The 14,843-nt window shown below is 67.4% G+C and carries 9 protein-coding genes and 1 pseudogene; 5 read left to right on the top strand and 5 right to left on the bottom strand.

Annotated elements, in window-relative coordinates:
• Positions 1 to 11 precede the first annotated feature (11 nt).
• The 4 genes from ACE3T8_RS00405 to ACE3T8_RS00390 all read right to left on the bottom strand — a co-directional run bounded on the left by ACE3T8_RS00405 (position 12) and on the right by ACE3T8_RS00390 (position 7,679).
• A complete protein-coding gene (locus ACE3T8_RS00405) occupies positions 12 to 1,208 on the bottom strand; it encodes an EAL domain-containing protein (RefSeq protein ID WP_374605882.1) in 1,197 nt (398 codons plus the stop codon).
• 96 nt (positions 1,209 to 1,304) lie between these two features.
• The gene (locus ACE3T8_RS00400; protein ID WP_374605881.1) at positions 1,305 to 3,608 is read right to left on the bottom strand and encodes a family 20 glycosylhydrolase; all 2,304 of its coding nucleotides are present in this window, start codon (positions 3,606 to 3,608) and stop codon (positions 1,305 to 1,307) included.
• A gap of 108 nt (positions 3,609 to 3,716) precedes the next feature.
• On the bottom strand, positions 3,717 to 6,485 hold the full coding sequence (locus ACE3T8_RS00395) for a TonB-dependent receptor (RefSeq protein WP_374605880.1): 2,769 nt from the start codon (positions 6,483 to 6,485) through the stop codon (positions 3,717 to 3,719).
• A gap of 114 nt (positions 6,486 to 6,599) precedes the next feature.
• The gene (locus tag ACE3T8_RS00390) at positions 6,600 to 7,679 is read right to left on the bottom strand and encodes a glucokinase (RefSeq protein ID WP_374605878.1); all 1,080 of its coding nucleotides are present in this window, start codon (positions 7,677 to 7,679) and stop codon (positions 6,600 to 6,602) included.
• Between the two features lie 312 nt (positions 7,680 to 7,991).
• Between ACE3T8_RS00390 and ACE3T8_RS00385 the strand changes: the two are divergent.
• The 5 genes and pseudogenes from ACE3T8_RS00385 (at position 7,992) to nagA (ending at position 13,595) form a co-directional block, all read left to right on the top strand.
• Positions 7,992 to 9,280, top strand: a pseudogene (locus ACE3T8_RS00385) (sugar MFS transporter).
• Positions 9,281 to 9,385: 105 nt separating this feature from the next.
• Positions 9,386 to 10,414: a LacI family DNA-binding transcriptional regulator gene (locus ACE3T8_RS00380; protein ID WP_374605876.1), complete on the top strand. Its 1,029-nt coding sequence runs from the start codon at positions 9,386 to 9,388 to the stop codon at positions 10,412 to 10,414.
• A gap of 214 nt (positions 10,415 to 10,628) precedes the next feature.
• A complete protein-coding gene (locus ACE3T8_RS00375) occupies positions 10,629 to 11,372 on the top strand; it encodes a GntR family transcriptional regulator (RefSeq protein WP_374605874.1) in 744 nt (247 codons plus the stop codon).
• A 50-nt stretch (positions 11,373 to 11,422) separates the two neighbouring features.
• Positions 11,423 to 12,463: an SIS domain-containing protein gene (locus ACE3T8_RS00370; protein WP_374606120.1), complete on the top strand. Its 1,041-nt coding sequence runs from the start codon at positions 11,423 to 11,425 to the stop codon at positions 12,461 to 12,463.
• 1 nt (position 12,464) lies between these two features.
• A complete protein-coding gene (gene nagA, locus ACE3T8_RS00365) occupies positions 12,465 to 13,595 on the top strand; it encodes an N-acetylglucosamine-6-phosphate deacetylase (protein WP_374605872.1) in 1,131 nt (376 codons plus the stop codon).
• 10 nt (positions 13,596 to 13,605) lie between these two features.
• Here nagA and ACE3T8_RS00360 read toward each other — a convergent pair whose 3' ends face one another.
• Complete coding sequence (locus ACE3T8_RS00360; RefSeq protein ID WP_374605871.1) at positions 13,606 to 14,805, bottom strand: hypothetical protein; 1,200 nt, start codon at positions 14,803 to 14,805, stop codon at positions 13,606 to 13,608.
• Positions 14,806 to 14,843 lie beyond the last annotated feature (38 nt).

The following is a 14,843-nucleotide window of genomic DNA, read 5'->3' as shown; positions in this document are numbered from 1 at the left end:
GGCGCGCATGCTCAGCGCGCGGGCCTGCGCCAGCGCGAGATCGTCGCCTGCAGTTCGCTGCCCGGGACCGGCCGGCCGATCAGGTAGCCCTGGGCGATGTCGCAGCCGAGTTCGGCCAGCATCTGCCAGTCCTCCATGCTCTCCACGCCCTCGGCCACCGCGGTCAGGCCCAGTTTGCGCGCCAGGTTCAGGCTGGCCTCGACCACCGCGCGCTTGCGCGGCTGCGCGTGCGCGCCGAACACGAAGTCCTTGTCGATCTTCAGTTCGGTGAACGGGATCTGCGACAACTGCGCCAGCGACGAATAGCCGGTACCGAAGTCGTCGATCGACAGGCCGAAGCCTTTCAGCCGCAGCCGCGCCAGCAGGCCCAGCCCGCGCGCCGCATCGGACATCACCGAGCTCTCGGTGATCTCCAGGATCACGTCCTCCGGCTCCACCCCGTGGCTTTCCACGATCGCCTGGTAGCGATCGGCCGCCGACGGATCCGCCAGCGAGGCCGCGGACACGTTGACCGACAGCTTCAAGCGGTGGCCGTGGTGATCCCAGCCCTGCTTCCAGCGGCAGGCGGCATCCAGCATGCGGTCGGTGAGCTTGTTGGCCAGGCCTTCGCGCTCCAGCATCGGCACGAACAGGTTCGGCCGCACCAGGCTGCCATCCGGACGCTCCCAGCGCGCCAGCGCCTCGACCCCGATCACCTTGCCGTTGCCGAATTCCACCTGCGGCTGGAACCACGGCACGATCTCGCCACTGTCCAGCGCATCGGCCAGCGCCTGCAGGCTGAAGTCGGCCTCGCCGTCGTCCTGTTCTTCGCCGGCGCTGTCCTCGAAGCGGTTGAGCGTGGCTTCCAGCTTGTCGCGGGTCAGCGGTTTCTCCACGCTGCCGAGCACGCGCAGGCCGTAGGCGCGGGCCATCGTCTGCACGGTGTTGAGCAGGGCCGGATCCAGCGCGCTGACCACCACCACCGCGCGCGCCAGGCGTTCCTGGGCGATGTGGCCGATACATTCGATGCCGTCCATGCCCGGCATGTCCAGGTCCACCAGCACCACGTCCGGCGGCGTCGCCTGCTTGCGCAGCACCTCGAGCGCATGCAGGCCATCGGCACCCTCGAGCACGCGCTCGATGCCGAGCTCGGACAGCAGGCGCAGGGCGATCCGGCGCTGGAAGCCGTGATCCTCCACCACCATGACCTGCAGTTCCGATCCGCTCACGCCATCTCCCCGATGCAGGCGTCGAACGCCAAGCCTACCGCAGCCGCTGGCGGCTTGCGCGGGCGACGCCGACGCCGCCCGCGGATGGCGCGCGGATCAGGGCGTGGCCGGCACCAGGGTCGCGCGATCCAGCACCCACATCGCCGGGCGGGTATCGCCGGTGAACCACAGGCACAGGTCGGTCGATGCCGGCGCATCGCGCAACGGCGCGCGCAGGGTGACGAAGCCGTCGGCGTCGGTGCTCGCCGGCATCGGCAAGGTCGCGAGCAGCGGACCGTCGCAGCCCGCGCGCAGTTCCAGTTCGCCATGCGCGGTCTTCGCCGGCTTGAACTTGCGCGCGTGCTCGTCGTGCGCCAGCTGGAAGAAATACGGGATGCGCCCGGCGCGCACCTCGACCGCAGCGATTCCGGCCAGCGGCGCCTGCTTCCAGCTCCAGCAGGGATTGAAGATGTCGACGTTGTAGATCGCGCGCGCGCCTTCGCGCGGACCATCGTCCTCGAGCCGCAGCATCAACTGGCCGGTGCACATCGCCAGCTCCTCGTCGCTGCGGCTGAGCAGCGACGCAACGCTCAGGTCGCGCGCGACCGGTGCTGCCAGTGCCATGTCGCCGAAGAACGCGCCTGCCTGCAACGTTGCCGGCAACGCCAGCGACACCGGCTGCGCGTAGCGCGGCGAGCCAGCCGTCGGCACGCTGCCGTCGGTGGTGTAGCGGATCTCGTAACCGAGCGGCTGCGCCAGCGTCACCCGGGCCTTGCCGGTCGCCTCCATCGCCGCTTCGACCAGCGGCTGGAACGGCGTCTTCGCCGCAACGATGCCGCGCGCCTGCCAGCGCGGCAGCAGCGACGGCAGGCGCTGCAGGAAATCCTGGTAGTCGCGCCCGGACTTTTGCGTCCACGCGCTTTCCGCCAGCGCGGCGATGCGCGGGAACACCGCGTGCTGCACGCGGGCGAAGCTGCGCATGTGTTCGGTCCACACGTTCGCCTGCACGCCGATGACGTGCTTCGCCTGCGTCGCATCCAGCACGTCGGGTACCGGCTCGAAGGCGTACACCGTTTCCAGGGTGACCTGGGTCGGTCGGCCTGGCTCCTCGTTCGGCGACATCGTCTGCAGGTAGTCGAGGTACAACTTGTTCCACGGCGCCATCACCACGTCGTGGCCACGCTTCGCCGCGGCGATGCCGCCCTCGGTGCCGCGCCACGACATCACCGTCGCCGACGCCGGCAGGTCGCCGTCGAGGATCTCGTCCCAGCCAATCAGCCGGCGATCGTGCGCGGAGAGGTAACGCTCCAGCCGCGCCACCATCCACGCCTGCAGGCCGGCTTCGTCCTTGACGCCCAGTTCGAGGATCCGCGCTTGCATGTTCGGCGAGGCCTTCCACTGGTCCTTGACCGCCTCGTCGCCGCCGATGTGCACGTAGCGGCCGGGGAACAGGTTCACCAGCTGGCCCATCACGTCCTCGAGGAAACGCAGGGTGGTTTCATCGGCATTGAACAGGTTGACGTTGACGCCCCATTCGTTCGACACCGCGATCGGCTGGCCCGACACGCCGAGCTGCGGATACGCGGAGATCGCCGCGGTGGCATGGCCGGGGATGTCGACCTCGGGCACCACGTCGATGTGCAGCGCGGCCGCGTGCGCAACCACCTCGCGCACCTGCGCCTCGGTGTAGAACCCGCAGTACGGCACCGGCGTGCCGGTCGCCACATCGATGCCACCGTCGCCAGCAGGAATGCGGCAGTTGCCGACCTCGGTCAGCTTCGGCCAGCCGGGCACCGGGAAGCGCCAACCCTGGTCGTCGGTGAGATGCCAGTGGAAGGTGTCCAGCTTCAATTCGGCCATCGCGTCGAGCAGGCGCTTGATCTCGTCGACCGACTGGAAATGCCGCGCCGAATCCAGCATCAGCCCGCGCCAGGCGAAGCGCGGCGCGTCGTCGATGCGCACCGCCGGCAACCACGCGGTGCCGTCGGCATCGCGCTTGAGCAGTTGCAGCAAGGTCATCGCGCCATTGAACAGGCCGTCCGCGTCGGCGGCCTGCAACACACCGCCATCGGGCGCGATGTGCAGGCGGTAGCCTTCGGCCGGCACGTCCAGGCCGGGCACGATCTTCAGTTCCAGGGTGGCGCCGGCACTCGCCGAACGCAGCGCGGTATCCGGCAGGGCATCACCCGCCAGGCGCACCAGTTGCGCGAGCACCTGTTTCGCGCGTGGTTCGCGGGCGACGAAATGGGTGTTGCCGGCCAGCACCAGCCGCCCCGGCATGGCCTGCACGGAGACCGCGCGCGGCAGCAGCGACGGCGATGCGGCAGCGGCGTCGGCGGCGAATGCCGATGCCGGTGCCGCCATCGCCGCGCACAGGGCCAGCAGGCCGGCAGGCAACAAGGTCGGGGTGCGTCGGGTCATGGCGTTGATCCTCGTGTGGCGTTGGCTTCGCCGTCCAGCATGTTGGCAAAAAAGAGGGGCCCGAAGTGCGGGCCCCGATCGGGGGTATTGCGGTACCGGGAGGTTCGATCAGAACTTGGCGCGCAGGGTCAGGTAGAACTGGCGGCCGTTGTTGTAGATGCCGCGCGGCTGGTCCTTGTTGTCCGCGTAGTACTTCAGCTTTTCCTTGGTCAGGTTCATGCCGTCCAGGCTGATCGCGAAGTGCTCGTTGAAGGTCCAGCCCACCGAGGCCGACACCGAGCGGGTATCGTCCTGGTTGAACGCGGAACGACGATCGAGGCCGTTGTAGAAATGCGAGCGGTAGTTGTAGGCGATGCGCGCGTTCAGTTTCTCGTTCTCGAAGTAGCCGATCACGTTGAACACGTTCTTCGACGCGCCCACCAGCGGACGGCCGCTGTCTTCCTGGGCATCGGTGTACGAGTAGTTGGCGCTGATGCCGAAGTTCTCGCCGATCGGCTGCTCCACCGCGAATTCCAGGCCCTTCACCGAACCCTTGGTGTTGACCGGCGAAGTGACGTCGTAGTTGCCCAGGTAGCCGTCGGGATGGGCCTGGTCGAAGGTCAAGAACTGCTGCCGACTCGTGCCCTGGCCGATGTAGCTGGACAGGTCCATGTAGTACACGCTGGCCGACAGCAGCGCGCGCGGGGCGTAGTACCACTCGAGCGCGGCGTCGAAGTTGGTCGAACGGATCGGCTTGAGGTTCGGGTTGCTGGACGAGCCCTTGCCAACGTCATTCGGACCGCTCGGCGGCGACAGGCTCAGGCCGCCGGCCAGTGCCGAATAGTCGGGACGGGCCAGGGTCTTGGTGACCGCCACGCGCGCCACCAGGTCGTCGGTGAGGTCGAACTTGAAGTTCGCGCTGGGCAGCACGTCGGTGTAGTCGTTGCTCACCAGCTGCGGGGTGAAGATGCCGAAGGCCGAACCCTGGATCGCACCCGGCGTGGTCGCGGTGCCGCCCGCCAGGTACTGCAGGACGTCCTGGCTGGTCTTGACCAGACGCACGCCGACATTACCGCTCCAGCGCTCGCCTTCCAGGTTGGCCTGGACATAGGCGGCGGTGGTCTTTTCCTCCAGGCCGAATTCGTAGACCGGGTAGCGGCGGCCAACCGGGTCGCGGGTGGTCAGCGCGTTGTAGGCGGCCATGTCCTCGGCGGTGTAGTACCAGATGTTGCGCGGGAAGGTGCCGCCCAGGCCGCTGCCATAGTCGCCCGGATAGTTGGCGAAGCTGGTCGGCCAGTTGGCCCGATCGGCCGGCGAGCGCGTACCCACCGGGCACCAGTTGGCCTGCGACCAGTCGAAGCCGACCACCGCGCCACTCGAGTTGATGCAGGCCGGGCCCTGCGCGATCACGTTGGCCGAGGAGCGGTCGTGGTTGGTCGAGCGCACGCCGAACTCGAGCGAGGTCAGCGCGCCTTTCTCGAAGAAATATTCGCCATCGACCTGGGCCCACTTGTCCTTGTCCTCGATGTCGAGGTTCTGCAGGCCGAAGATCCAGTCCAGTGCCAGGTTCGCCTGCGGTGCCGCGGTGTTCTCGTTGAGGCTGAACGATGCGGCTTCGTCGATGCCGTTCAGCGCCCACGAGGCGCCCACGCCGCCGACGCGCCATTCGGCAACGTCCTGGGTCGGGGTCTCGCCATGGCCGGTGGAGGTGCCGAGCTTGAAGTCGAAGGTGAGGCTTTCGCTGGCGCGCCAATTGGCGTCCAGCGCGAGGTAGGTGGTGCTCGCCTTCTCGTCCGGGCGCGCGATCATGTCGTACAGGCCGTACTGCGCGCCCGGGGTGCCCGGGAACGTGGCAGAAACCAGGGTGTTGTTGCGCACCACGTAACCCGGAGCGATGGGAACGTTCGCATTGATCGTGCGCGGGTTGTACAGCAGGTAGTTCCGGTTGTAGTTGGAAGCATCCAGCTTGGAGACGAATCCGGACAGGTCGACGCTGAAGTTGTCGGTGGGCTTGAACTGCACTTCCAGCAGGCCGCCACGACGCTCACGGGTCTGTTCAAACAACGCCGCGCCGATCATGCGAGGGAACCAGACGCCGTTGAGGTCGGGATGGGCGTCGGCAAATGCCTTGGTGGGGGAATCAGCAGCATTGGAAATCTGGTCGTAGCCCAGCACTTCCACGCCGTCGCGGCGCAGGGTGCGGTTCTCGTCGAAGATCTGCAGCAGCACGCCGGCGGTGGAGGCGGCATTGCGGTAGTTGAACAGCGCATTGAACTGCGAGTCGGTCTTGCCGGGCAGGTCGGAGTACACGCCACCGATCGCCACGTTGCCGGTGAACTGCTCGGCGAAGTCCAGCGGCTTGCGGGTGATGATGTCGACGGTGCCGGTGACGCCGCCCTCGGGCAGCTTGGCCTGCGAGGTCTTGTGCACCACCACCTGGCTGACCAGGCTGGACGGCAGCAGGGTGTAGCTGACGCTGCGGCCGGCGTTGTCGCTCTGGTTCAGCACGAACCAGTCGCCCGACGACACCGAATGCCCGTTGATCTGGGTCAGGGTCAGGCTGGGGTTGGTGCCGCGCATCGACACGCGGTCGTTCTCGTCGAAGCCGCCTTCGCTGGCGCCGGCAGAACTGATGGTCACGCCCGGCAGGCGCTGCAGCGAGTCGGCCACGTTCTTGTCGGGCATCTTGCCGATGTCTTCGGCGGTGACGACTTCGACGTGCGCCTTGGCATCGCGCTTCACGTCCAGCGACTTCTCCACGCTGCCGCGGATGCCGGTGACGACGACGGTGTCGAGGTCCTTGGGGTCTGTCTTCGGCGCGTCCTGCGCCACGGCCGTGCCTGTGACGCCAAGCGCGGCGACGATGCTGAGCGCCAACATGTTCTTGCGGACTTGCATGATTCCTCTCCCGGGGCAGTGGTGGCGTCGGGTCCGGTTCCTGTGGACCCTTGGCTGGTTCGTCGTTGCTTGCTGGCCCGTCCATGCGCGGCCATGTTGTTGTGGGTGGTTCGGTTACGGGTCGATGCGGTCTTGCCGTTGCTGCAGGTACCAGCTCGCCGCGCCCAGCGCGCCGAGTCGTTCGTTCTCGATCAGGCGCACCGGCACGCGCTCCAGCACGGCGCGCATCGCGCCCTTGTCGACCAGGCGCGCGCGGAAGTCGCTGCGCGGCAGGAAGTCGACCAGCTGCGGGACGATGCCGCCGGCCACGTGGACCACGCGCGCGCCGCTGACCACGGCGAGGTCGCCGATCACGCTGCCCAGCAACGCGCAGAAGGTCATCACCGCTTCCAGCGAGGTCGGGTCGCCGACCCGCGCGGCCTCGCTGATGGCGGCGGGCGCGCGCATCAACGGGCGCGTGCATTCCAGTTCGCACAGGGCCTGGTAGAGATTCACCAGGCCGGGGCCGGACACCAGTTGCTCGGTCGAGACGTGGCGGGTCCCGTGGCGCTGCATCCAGCGCAGGATCTCGACCTCGCGGTCGGTACCGGGCGCGAATGCGGTCATCCCGGCTTCGGTGGGCAGCACCACGGTGCCGCGCGGGTGCGGGATGCACACTGCCGCGCCCAGGCCGGTGCCCGGGCCGACCACCAGCGCCGGACCGGCTTCGGCCACCGCCACGCCGGGGGTCAGCAGGCGCGAGTCGGCCGGGTCGAGGCGCTGGGTGCCATGCGCCGCGGCGGCGAAATCGTTGATGACGTGCAGCTCGTGCAGGCCCAGGGTGTCGCGCAGGTCCTGCAGCGAGATCCGCCAGGGCAGGTTGGAATTGATGACCTCGCCATCCAGCACCACGCCAGCGCTGGCGATGGCCATGCGCTCGAACGCGGCGCGCGGTTGGCCGGCATCCAGCTGGCGATCGGTGAAGTCGGACAGGATCGCGGTCAGGCTGGCGTATTGCCCGCAGGGATAGCGGCGGTAATCGAGGATCTCGATGCGCTCGCCGTCGGCCTGCACCAGCGCGATGCGCGCATTGGTGCCACCGACGTCGGCAGCGACGAAGCGCGACACGGACGCGACCGACGAGGGCGCGAACACGGCTTGCGGCCGCAATGCGACCACCTCCGCTTCTCCCCCGATGCCTGCCGTATCGCCCATCCCAACATCCCCATGCCAGTGCGGCGAGGCGAATGTGCGGCGGTTTAGACAACGTTGTCAACAACCTGTCAGGAATTTTCTTCTGAAAGCCCCATTCAGCTGGAATCCGGGCCCGATTTTGTTGCGAGGCAGCAGATTTCTTGACCCGGGTGATCCACTGACAACCCTTGTTTTATCGCAATTTACGAAAACCCGTCGTTCGTGTCGGGTCAATTTCCGACAACGTTGCACCAAGACCTGACGTATGCGTCAATCCATGACCAATCGCCGCTCGCTCATCGGCCGGCGGGTCATTCCTGGGAGGGGATTCGCATGTCCACGCTTACGTCCGCCGCGCCATCCGCCGCGGCGCGCAGCCAGATCGGCTCCATCGCGATCATCGGCGCGCTGTTCTTCATCTTCGGCTTCGTCACCTGGCTCAATGGCCCGCTGATCACCTTCGCCCAGCTCGCCTTCCAACTGGACGAGGTCAACGCCTTCCTGATCCTGACCGCGTTCTTCCTGTCGTACTTTTTCCTTGCGATCCCGTCGTCGTGGATCCTCAAGCGCACCGGCATGAAGAAGGGCCTCGCGCTGGGCCTGTTCGTGATGGCCATCGGCGCGGCGCTGTTCGGCGAGTTCTGCACGCAGCGCTGGTATCCCGGCGCGCTGGGCGGCCTGTTCGTGATCGGCGGTGGGCTGGCGCTGCTGCAGACCGCGTCCAATCCGTACATCAGCATCCTCGGCCCGATCGAAAGCGCGGCGCAGCGCATCGCGGTGATGGGCATCTGCAACAAGATCGCCGGCATCCTGGCACCCTCGCCATCGGCATGCTGGTGATGGGCGGCATCGGCGACCTGTCCGCGCAGGTTGCGGCCGCGGATCCCGCGACCCGCGAACAACTGCTCGACGCCTTCGCAGCGAAGATCCACGCGCCCTATCTGGCGATGGCCGGCCTGCTCGCCCTGCTGGCGATCGGCGTGCTGTTCTCGCCGCTGCCGGAGATCGATCCGAAGACGGCGAACGCGTCCGTCGGCGCGGGCGAGGCCGCGCGCAATGGCCGCAGCATCTTCAGCTTCCCGCACTTGTGGCTGGGCGCGCTGTGCATTTTCGCCTACGTCGGTGCCGAGGTGATGGCGGGCGATGCCATCGGCACCTACGGCGCGGCGTTCGGGCTGCCGCTGGACCAGACCAAGTTCTTCACCTCGTTCACCCTGGGCGCGATGCTGCTGGGTTACGTGATCGGCCTGGTCGCCATCCCGAAGTACGTGTCCCAGCAGGACTACCTCAAGTGGTCGGCGGTGCTGGGCGTGCTGCTGGTGACGGGCGCGTATTTCACCGACGGCTACGTGTCGGTCGGCTTCGTCGCCGCGCTCGGCTTCGCCAACGCGATGATGTGGCCGGCGATCTTCCCGCTGGCGATCCAGGGCCTGGGCCGGCATACCGAACTCGGCTCCGCCCTGCTGGTGATGGGCATCGTCGGCGGCGCGATCATCCCGCGCCTGTTCGCCGGGCTGAAGCAGGACCACGATTTCCAGCTGGTGTTCCTGCTGCTGATGGTGCCCTGCTACCTCTACATCCTGTACTTCGCGATGCGCGGGCATCGCGCGGGCCGCGGCTGAGGCACGCGCGCAAACTTTTGCTTAACCGGCGACCGTTACCCTATGCGCCGCCCTTCCCACGCCAGGCCCGCGACCACGCGGCCGGCGCCCCCACGCGAGGCCACGTTGCGCAAGCCCACGATCAAGGATGTCGCCGCCCAGGCGGAGGTCTCGCTGAAGACCGTCTCGCGCGTGGTCAACGACGAGACCGGCGTGCATGCGCGCACCCGCGAACGCGTGCAGCAGGCCATCGCCCGCCTCGGCTACCTGCCGGACCCCTCCGCGCGAAGCCTGCGCACCGCGCAGTCGTACGCGATCGGCCTGCTCTACGACAACCCCAACCCGTACTACGTCATCGCGATGCAGAGCGGCGTGCTGTCGGTCTGCCGCGAATCCGGCTACGGCCTGCAGATCCATCCCTGCGATTCGTCGTCGCCGAATCTTGCGAATGAGATCGTCGAGCTGGTGCAGCATGCGCGCCTGGCCGGCATCGTGCTGGCGCCGCCGATGTCGGAACGGCAGCCCCTGGTCGATGCGCTGGTGGAGGCGGGTGTCCGCCTGGTGCGGATCGTCTCCGCCGCCACCGATCCGCAGGGCGGCAGCGCCTGCGTCTACGTGGACGACCGCGACGCCGCCTACGAGATCACCCAGCACCTGATCCAGCTAGGCCATGCGCGGATCGGCTTTTTGTGGGGCGGCAAGTCGCATGGCTCGTCGTGGGAGCGCCACAAGGGTTACGAGGACGCGTTGCGCGATTACGGCATCGCGGTCGATCCGGATCTGGTGGTGGAAGGGGATTACGCATTCGACGACGGTTTCCGCGGCGCGCGCCGGTTGCTCGGCCTGCCGCAGCCGCCGACCGCGATCTTCGGCAGCAACGACGAGATCGCCGCCGGCGTGCTCGCTGCAGCGCGATCGGGCGGGCTCAACGTGCCGTATGACCTGTCGATCGCCGGCTTCGAGGACAGCCCGTTCTCCAAGCAGAGCTGGCCGCCGCTGACCACCGCCAAGCAGGCCACCGAAGAGATCGCCCGCCACGCCGCGCGGCGCCTGCTGGACGAGATCCGCGAACAACCCGTGCAGACCCGCAACGAAGGCTTCAGCCCGGAACTGGTGGTGCGCGGCTCGACCGCACCGCCGCGGCCGAAGGTCTGAACAAATCAGCTTTTGCCTGTCATCCCTGCGAAGGCAGGGATCCAGTGTCTGTCTTATCAAAGGCCTGAAGTCACTGGATTCCTGCCTTCGCAGGAATGACGAGCCAAGTGAAGTGATCGCAAGTCAACCCTTGGCAGATAGATACCAATTTTGCATATCCGACAGAATTGCAGCCTGATATTGCCATTTGGTATTTGATTGGTATTCTTTCGGCGTGGACAGCTACCTCCTTGCCGAATTCCGTCGCCAGGCCGATGCGCATCGCGCGCCGGCATACCAGCACCTGCGGCGGGCGCTGCAGCATGCGATCGAACACGGCGTGCTCGGCATCGGCCAGGCATTGCCGCCGGAGCGCGAACTCGCCACGTTGATGGACCTCTCGCGGGTCACCGTGCGCAAGGCGATCGCCGGCCTGGTGGGCGATGGCCTGCTGGTGCAGCGTCAGGGTTCCGGCACCTTCGTCGCCGAGCGCATCGTCAAATCGTCCTCGCAACTGACCAGCTTCAGCGACGACCTGCGCGCACGCGGGCTCGACCCTAAGTCGGTGATGCTGGAACGCGGCATCGGCGCGGCCACGCCGGAAGAAGCGATGGCGCTGAACCTGTCGCCGGGCGTGCAGGTCGCTCGTTTCCACCGCCTGCGCACCGCCGCCGGCCAGCCGCTGGCGCTGGAACGCAGCAGCGTGCCCCTGGCGGTGTTGCCGGATCCAACCCTGCTGCGCGATTCGCTGTACGAAGCGCTCGCCCAACGCGGCATCCGCCCGACGCGTGCCTTGCAACGGCTGCGCGCGATCGCCTTCGACGCCGAGCAGGCACGTCTGCTCGGCCTGCCGGAAGGCAGTCCCTGCCTGTTCATCGAACGCCGCGCCTTCCTCGACGACGGTCGCGTGGTCGAGTTCACCCGTTCCTTCTACCGCGGCGATGCCTACGACTTCGTCGCCGAGCTGCATGCCCCATGAGCCTCGACACCCCACTCGCGACGCCCTTCGACCACTTTTCTTGCGGACACATGCCCATGCACGTCGCCGCCGACACCTGGATGCACAGCGAAGCGGCAGAGGCGGCAAGCGCCGTCGCCCGCCAGTTCGCCGCCAACGCCACAACGATCGATGCGCTGGTCGAACGCCTGCGCGCAAATCCACCGCGCTTCATCGTCACCTGCGCGCGCGGCAGTTCCGACCACGCCGCGACCTACGGCAAATACCTGTTCGAGACCACGCTCGGCCTGGTGACGGCCTCGGCATCGCCATCGGTGGGGTCGGTGTATGCGGTGCAGCCGAAGCTCCACGGCGCGCTGTTCGTGGTGATCTCGCAATCCGGCAAGAGCCCCGACCTGCTGCGCAACGCAGAGATCGCCAAGGCCGCGGGCGCGCACGTGGTCGCGCTGGTGAACGTGGCCGACTCGCCCCTGGCGAAACTCGCGCACACCGTGTTGCCGCTGCATGCCGGTCCCGAGACCAGCGTGGCCGCGACCAAGAGTTACCTCTGCTCGCTGGCCGCGCTGCTGCAGCTCACCGCGCGCTGGAGCGGCGACGAGCGCCTGCTCGCCGCGGTCGATGCGCTGCCGGATGCCATGCGCGCGGCCTGGGCGCAGGACTGGTCGCCGCTGGTGTCCGGCTTGCGGCTGGCGGATCACCTGTTCGTGCTCGGTCGCGGCCTGGGCCTGGGCGGTGCGCAGGAAGCTGCGCTGAAGTTCAAGGAAACCTGCGGCCTGCACGCGGAGGCGTTCTCTTCCGCCGAGGTGAAGCACGGGCCGATGGCGATCGTCGGACCGGACTTCCCGGTGCTGGTGTTCGCGCAGGACGACGACATCGGCGCCGGCACCGCCGCAGTCGCTGCAGAGTTCGTCGCGCGTGGCGCCCCGGTGTGGCTGGCACGGCCCGGTGCGAGCGGCCCCGGCGTGCTGCCGTTGCCGGCCTCGCCGCATCCGGCCTGCACCCCGATCCTCACCGTGCAAGCGTTCTACGGCGCGGCGAATGCGCTCTCGATCGCGCGCGGGCATGATCCCGACGTGCCGCCGCACCTCAACAAGGTCACCGAGACCGTCTGACATGACCACGCGCATCTTCCACAACGGACACGTCCTCACCGAACGCGGCTTCGAACGCGACGTGTGCGTGGTGGTGGAAGACGGCTTCATCGTCGCGCTGCTGCATGGTGACCCGCCAAGCGGCGATCTCGTCGACCTCGATGGCGGCTACCTGGTTCCCGGCTTCATCGATGCACAGGTCAACGGCGGCGGCGGCGTGCTGTTCAACAACGACACCTCGGTCGATGCGATCAACGCGATCGGCCGCGCGCATCGCCGGTTCGGAACCACCGGCTTCCTGCCGACCCTGATCAGCGACGATGCCGCGGTCATGCAACGCGCGATCACCGCCACCCGCGATGCGATCGAACAGGGCGTGCCGGGCGTGCTCGGCATCCACCTGGAAGGGCCGTACCTGGCACCCGCTCGCAAGGGCACCCACGACGACGCCAAGTTCCGCGTGCCCGACGCCGACGAGATCGCGATGGCGACGTCGCTCGACAATGGCATCAGTCTGTTGACGCTCGCACCGGAACGCGTGCCGACGGAAAGCATCCGGGCCATCGTGCAGCGTGGCGGCATCGTCACGGCAGGCCATACCGCCGGCAGCTACGACGAGATCCGCGCGGGCATCGATGCCGGCATCACCGGCTTTACCCATCTCTACAACGCGATGTCGCCGTTGCAGGGCCGCGAGCCCGGCGCGGTCGGTGCTGCGCTGGAGGACGACGATTGCTGGTGCGGCGTGATCGTCGACGGCGTGCACGTGCACCCCGCCAGCCTGCGCGTCGCGTTGAAAGCGAAGCCGCGCGGCAGGGTGTTCCTGGTCACCGACGCGATGCCGATGGTCGGCGGCGACGATCCCAGTTTCGATCTCTACGGCGAAACCATCACCGCGATCGACGGCGTGGTCCGCAACGCAGCGGGCGCGCTCGCCGGTTCCGCGCTGGACATGGCCAGTGCCGTGCGCAACAGCGTGCACCTGCTCGGCCTGCCGCTGGACGAAGCCTGCCGGATGGCCGCGCAGTATCCGGCGGAGTTCGTCGGCATCGGCGGCGAGCGTGGCCGCATCGCGGCGGGCTATCGCGCGGACCTGGTGCTGCTGGATGGCGAGGTGTGCGTGCAGCGCAGCTGGATTGGTGGAGTCGAATAGATCGACAATGCTACTTGGGCTTCTTTTCCTCCGGCGGCGGGCGGCCAGTGAGAACGAGGCTGCGAGCACGCTCACTCGAGGGCAGCCAGTCAGCGGGTGGCAACGACTTCGCAACAGCCGCCAACTCCGATTGCATCGTGGGTACTTCACCCTCTGTCCAGCGCCGCATGCCGGCATCGAAATCCGGTTTCAGGGAACGCGCCTGCTCTGCCATCCAATGCGTTCGCCGCAGGCGTTCCCGCCAGTGCTCGCCATCTCCGGTGTCCGCCGTCAACTCAACCATGGTTGTCTCGCCGATGAGGCGGTCAATGAGCAGATCGCCATCCGACAGCCGCTGCAGCACACTGCGACATGCACTGCCTCGGCCTGCATCCAACCGAGCGACTTTCGCAACACTGCATGCCTCGCGTAGAGGCGCATACGCACGCAACTCGTTCATTGCTGCAATCATCCCCTGCGCCATCGCAAAATCTTCCGCGCGAGGCTGTCGTTCCAGCTTCCAGACGTCCCTGAGAAACTCGGCATATTCCGGAGTCGAGCAGGCGGGCGATACGGGAAGATCGGCGAGCGCACGGGTTGCACGCATGAAACTGTCACCGTTCCTGTGGTCGAAGTAGCGCGCCTTTGCGCCACCCTCCAGCGCTTTCGCCACGCCCACCTCGTCGCCGCGCTTTTGCGCAAGCTGCAACGCCACTAGCCAACCATCCAGGTTGTCCGGTTCGAGTGCGACAAGAGTGGCGGTCGCCTCGGTCGCATCGCATTCACCGTCGCTTGCACAGTAACGTGCGTAGTACCACGCGGCCTCTGCATCGCCTGGCGCCGCTTGGGCAGCAGCTTTAAGCATCGACAGTCCGGTACCCAACTCGTCGTCGACAGGATCATTGGTGGTCGACATCGCCAGCAACGCCCTCGCGATGCGGGAATCGGTGTCACCTGCTTTTGCCAAAGCCTCCATGCGGCTCCTTCGCTGCTGGCGCATGGCCTGCTCGCAGGCTTCCAGCGCGACGGGGGTTTCTTCCGCCTCCCCTTCTTGGCGCGCTCCGCCGATCGAAGCGGGGCGGGATGAAGCCACCGTCTGCTTCGCGCGGAGCCCGTCGAAGGCAGGCGAAGGGGGCGATGAAGCGCTGTCCAACATCCACCAGACACCAGCGCCCGCAAGCCCGATCAGCACCAGGGTAAGTCGTGCAATCCGTTGCGGGGGCATCTTCATCGCCGCGATCTTAGCCGCCATCCGCCAGCGCATGGGCC

The sequence above is a fragment of the Thermomonas sp. genome (assembly GCF_041919455.1).
In the GTDB taxonomy this organism is placed as follows: domain Bacteria; phylum Pseudomonadota; class Gammaproteobacteria; order Xanthomonadales; family Xanthomonadaceae; genus Thermomonas.
The sequence above is the reverse complement of the archived record's forward strand: the minus strand, read 5'-3'. Positions and strand labels throughout refer to the sequence as shown.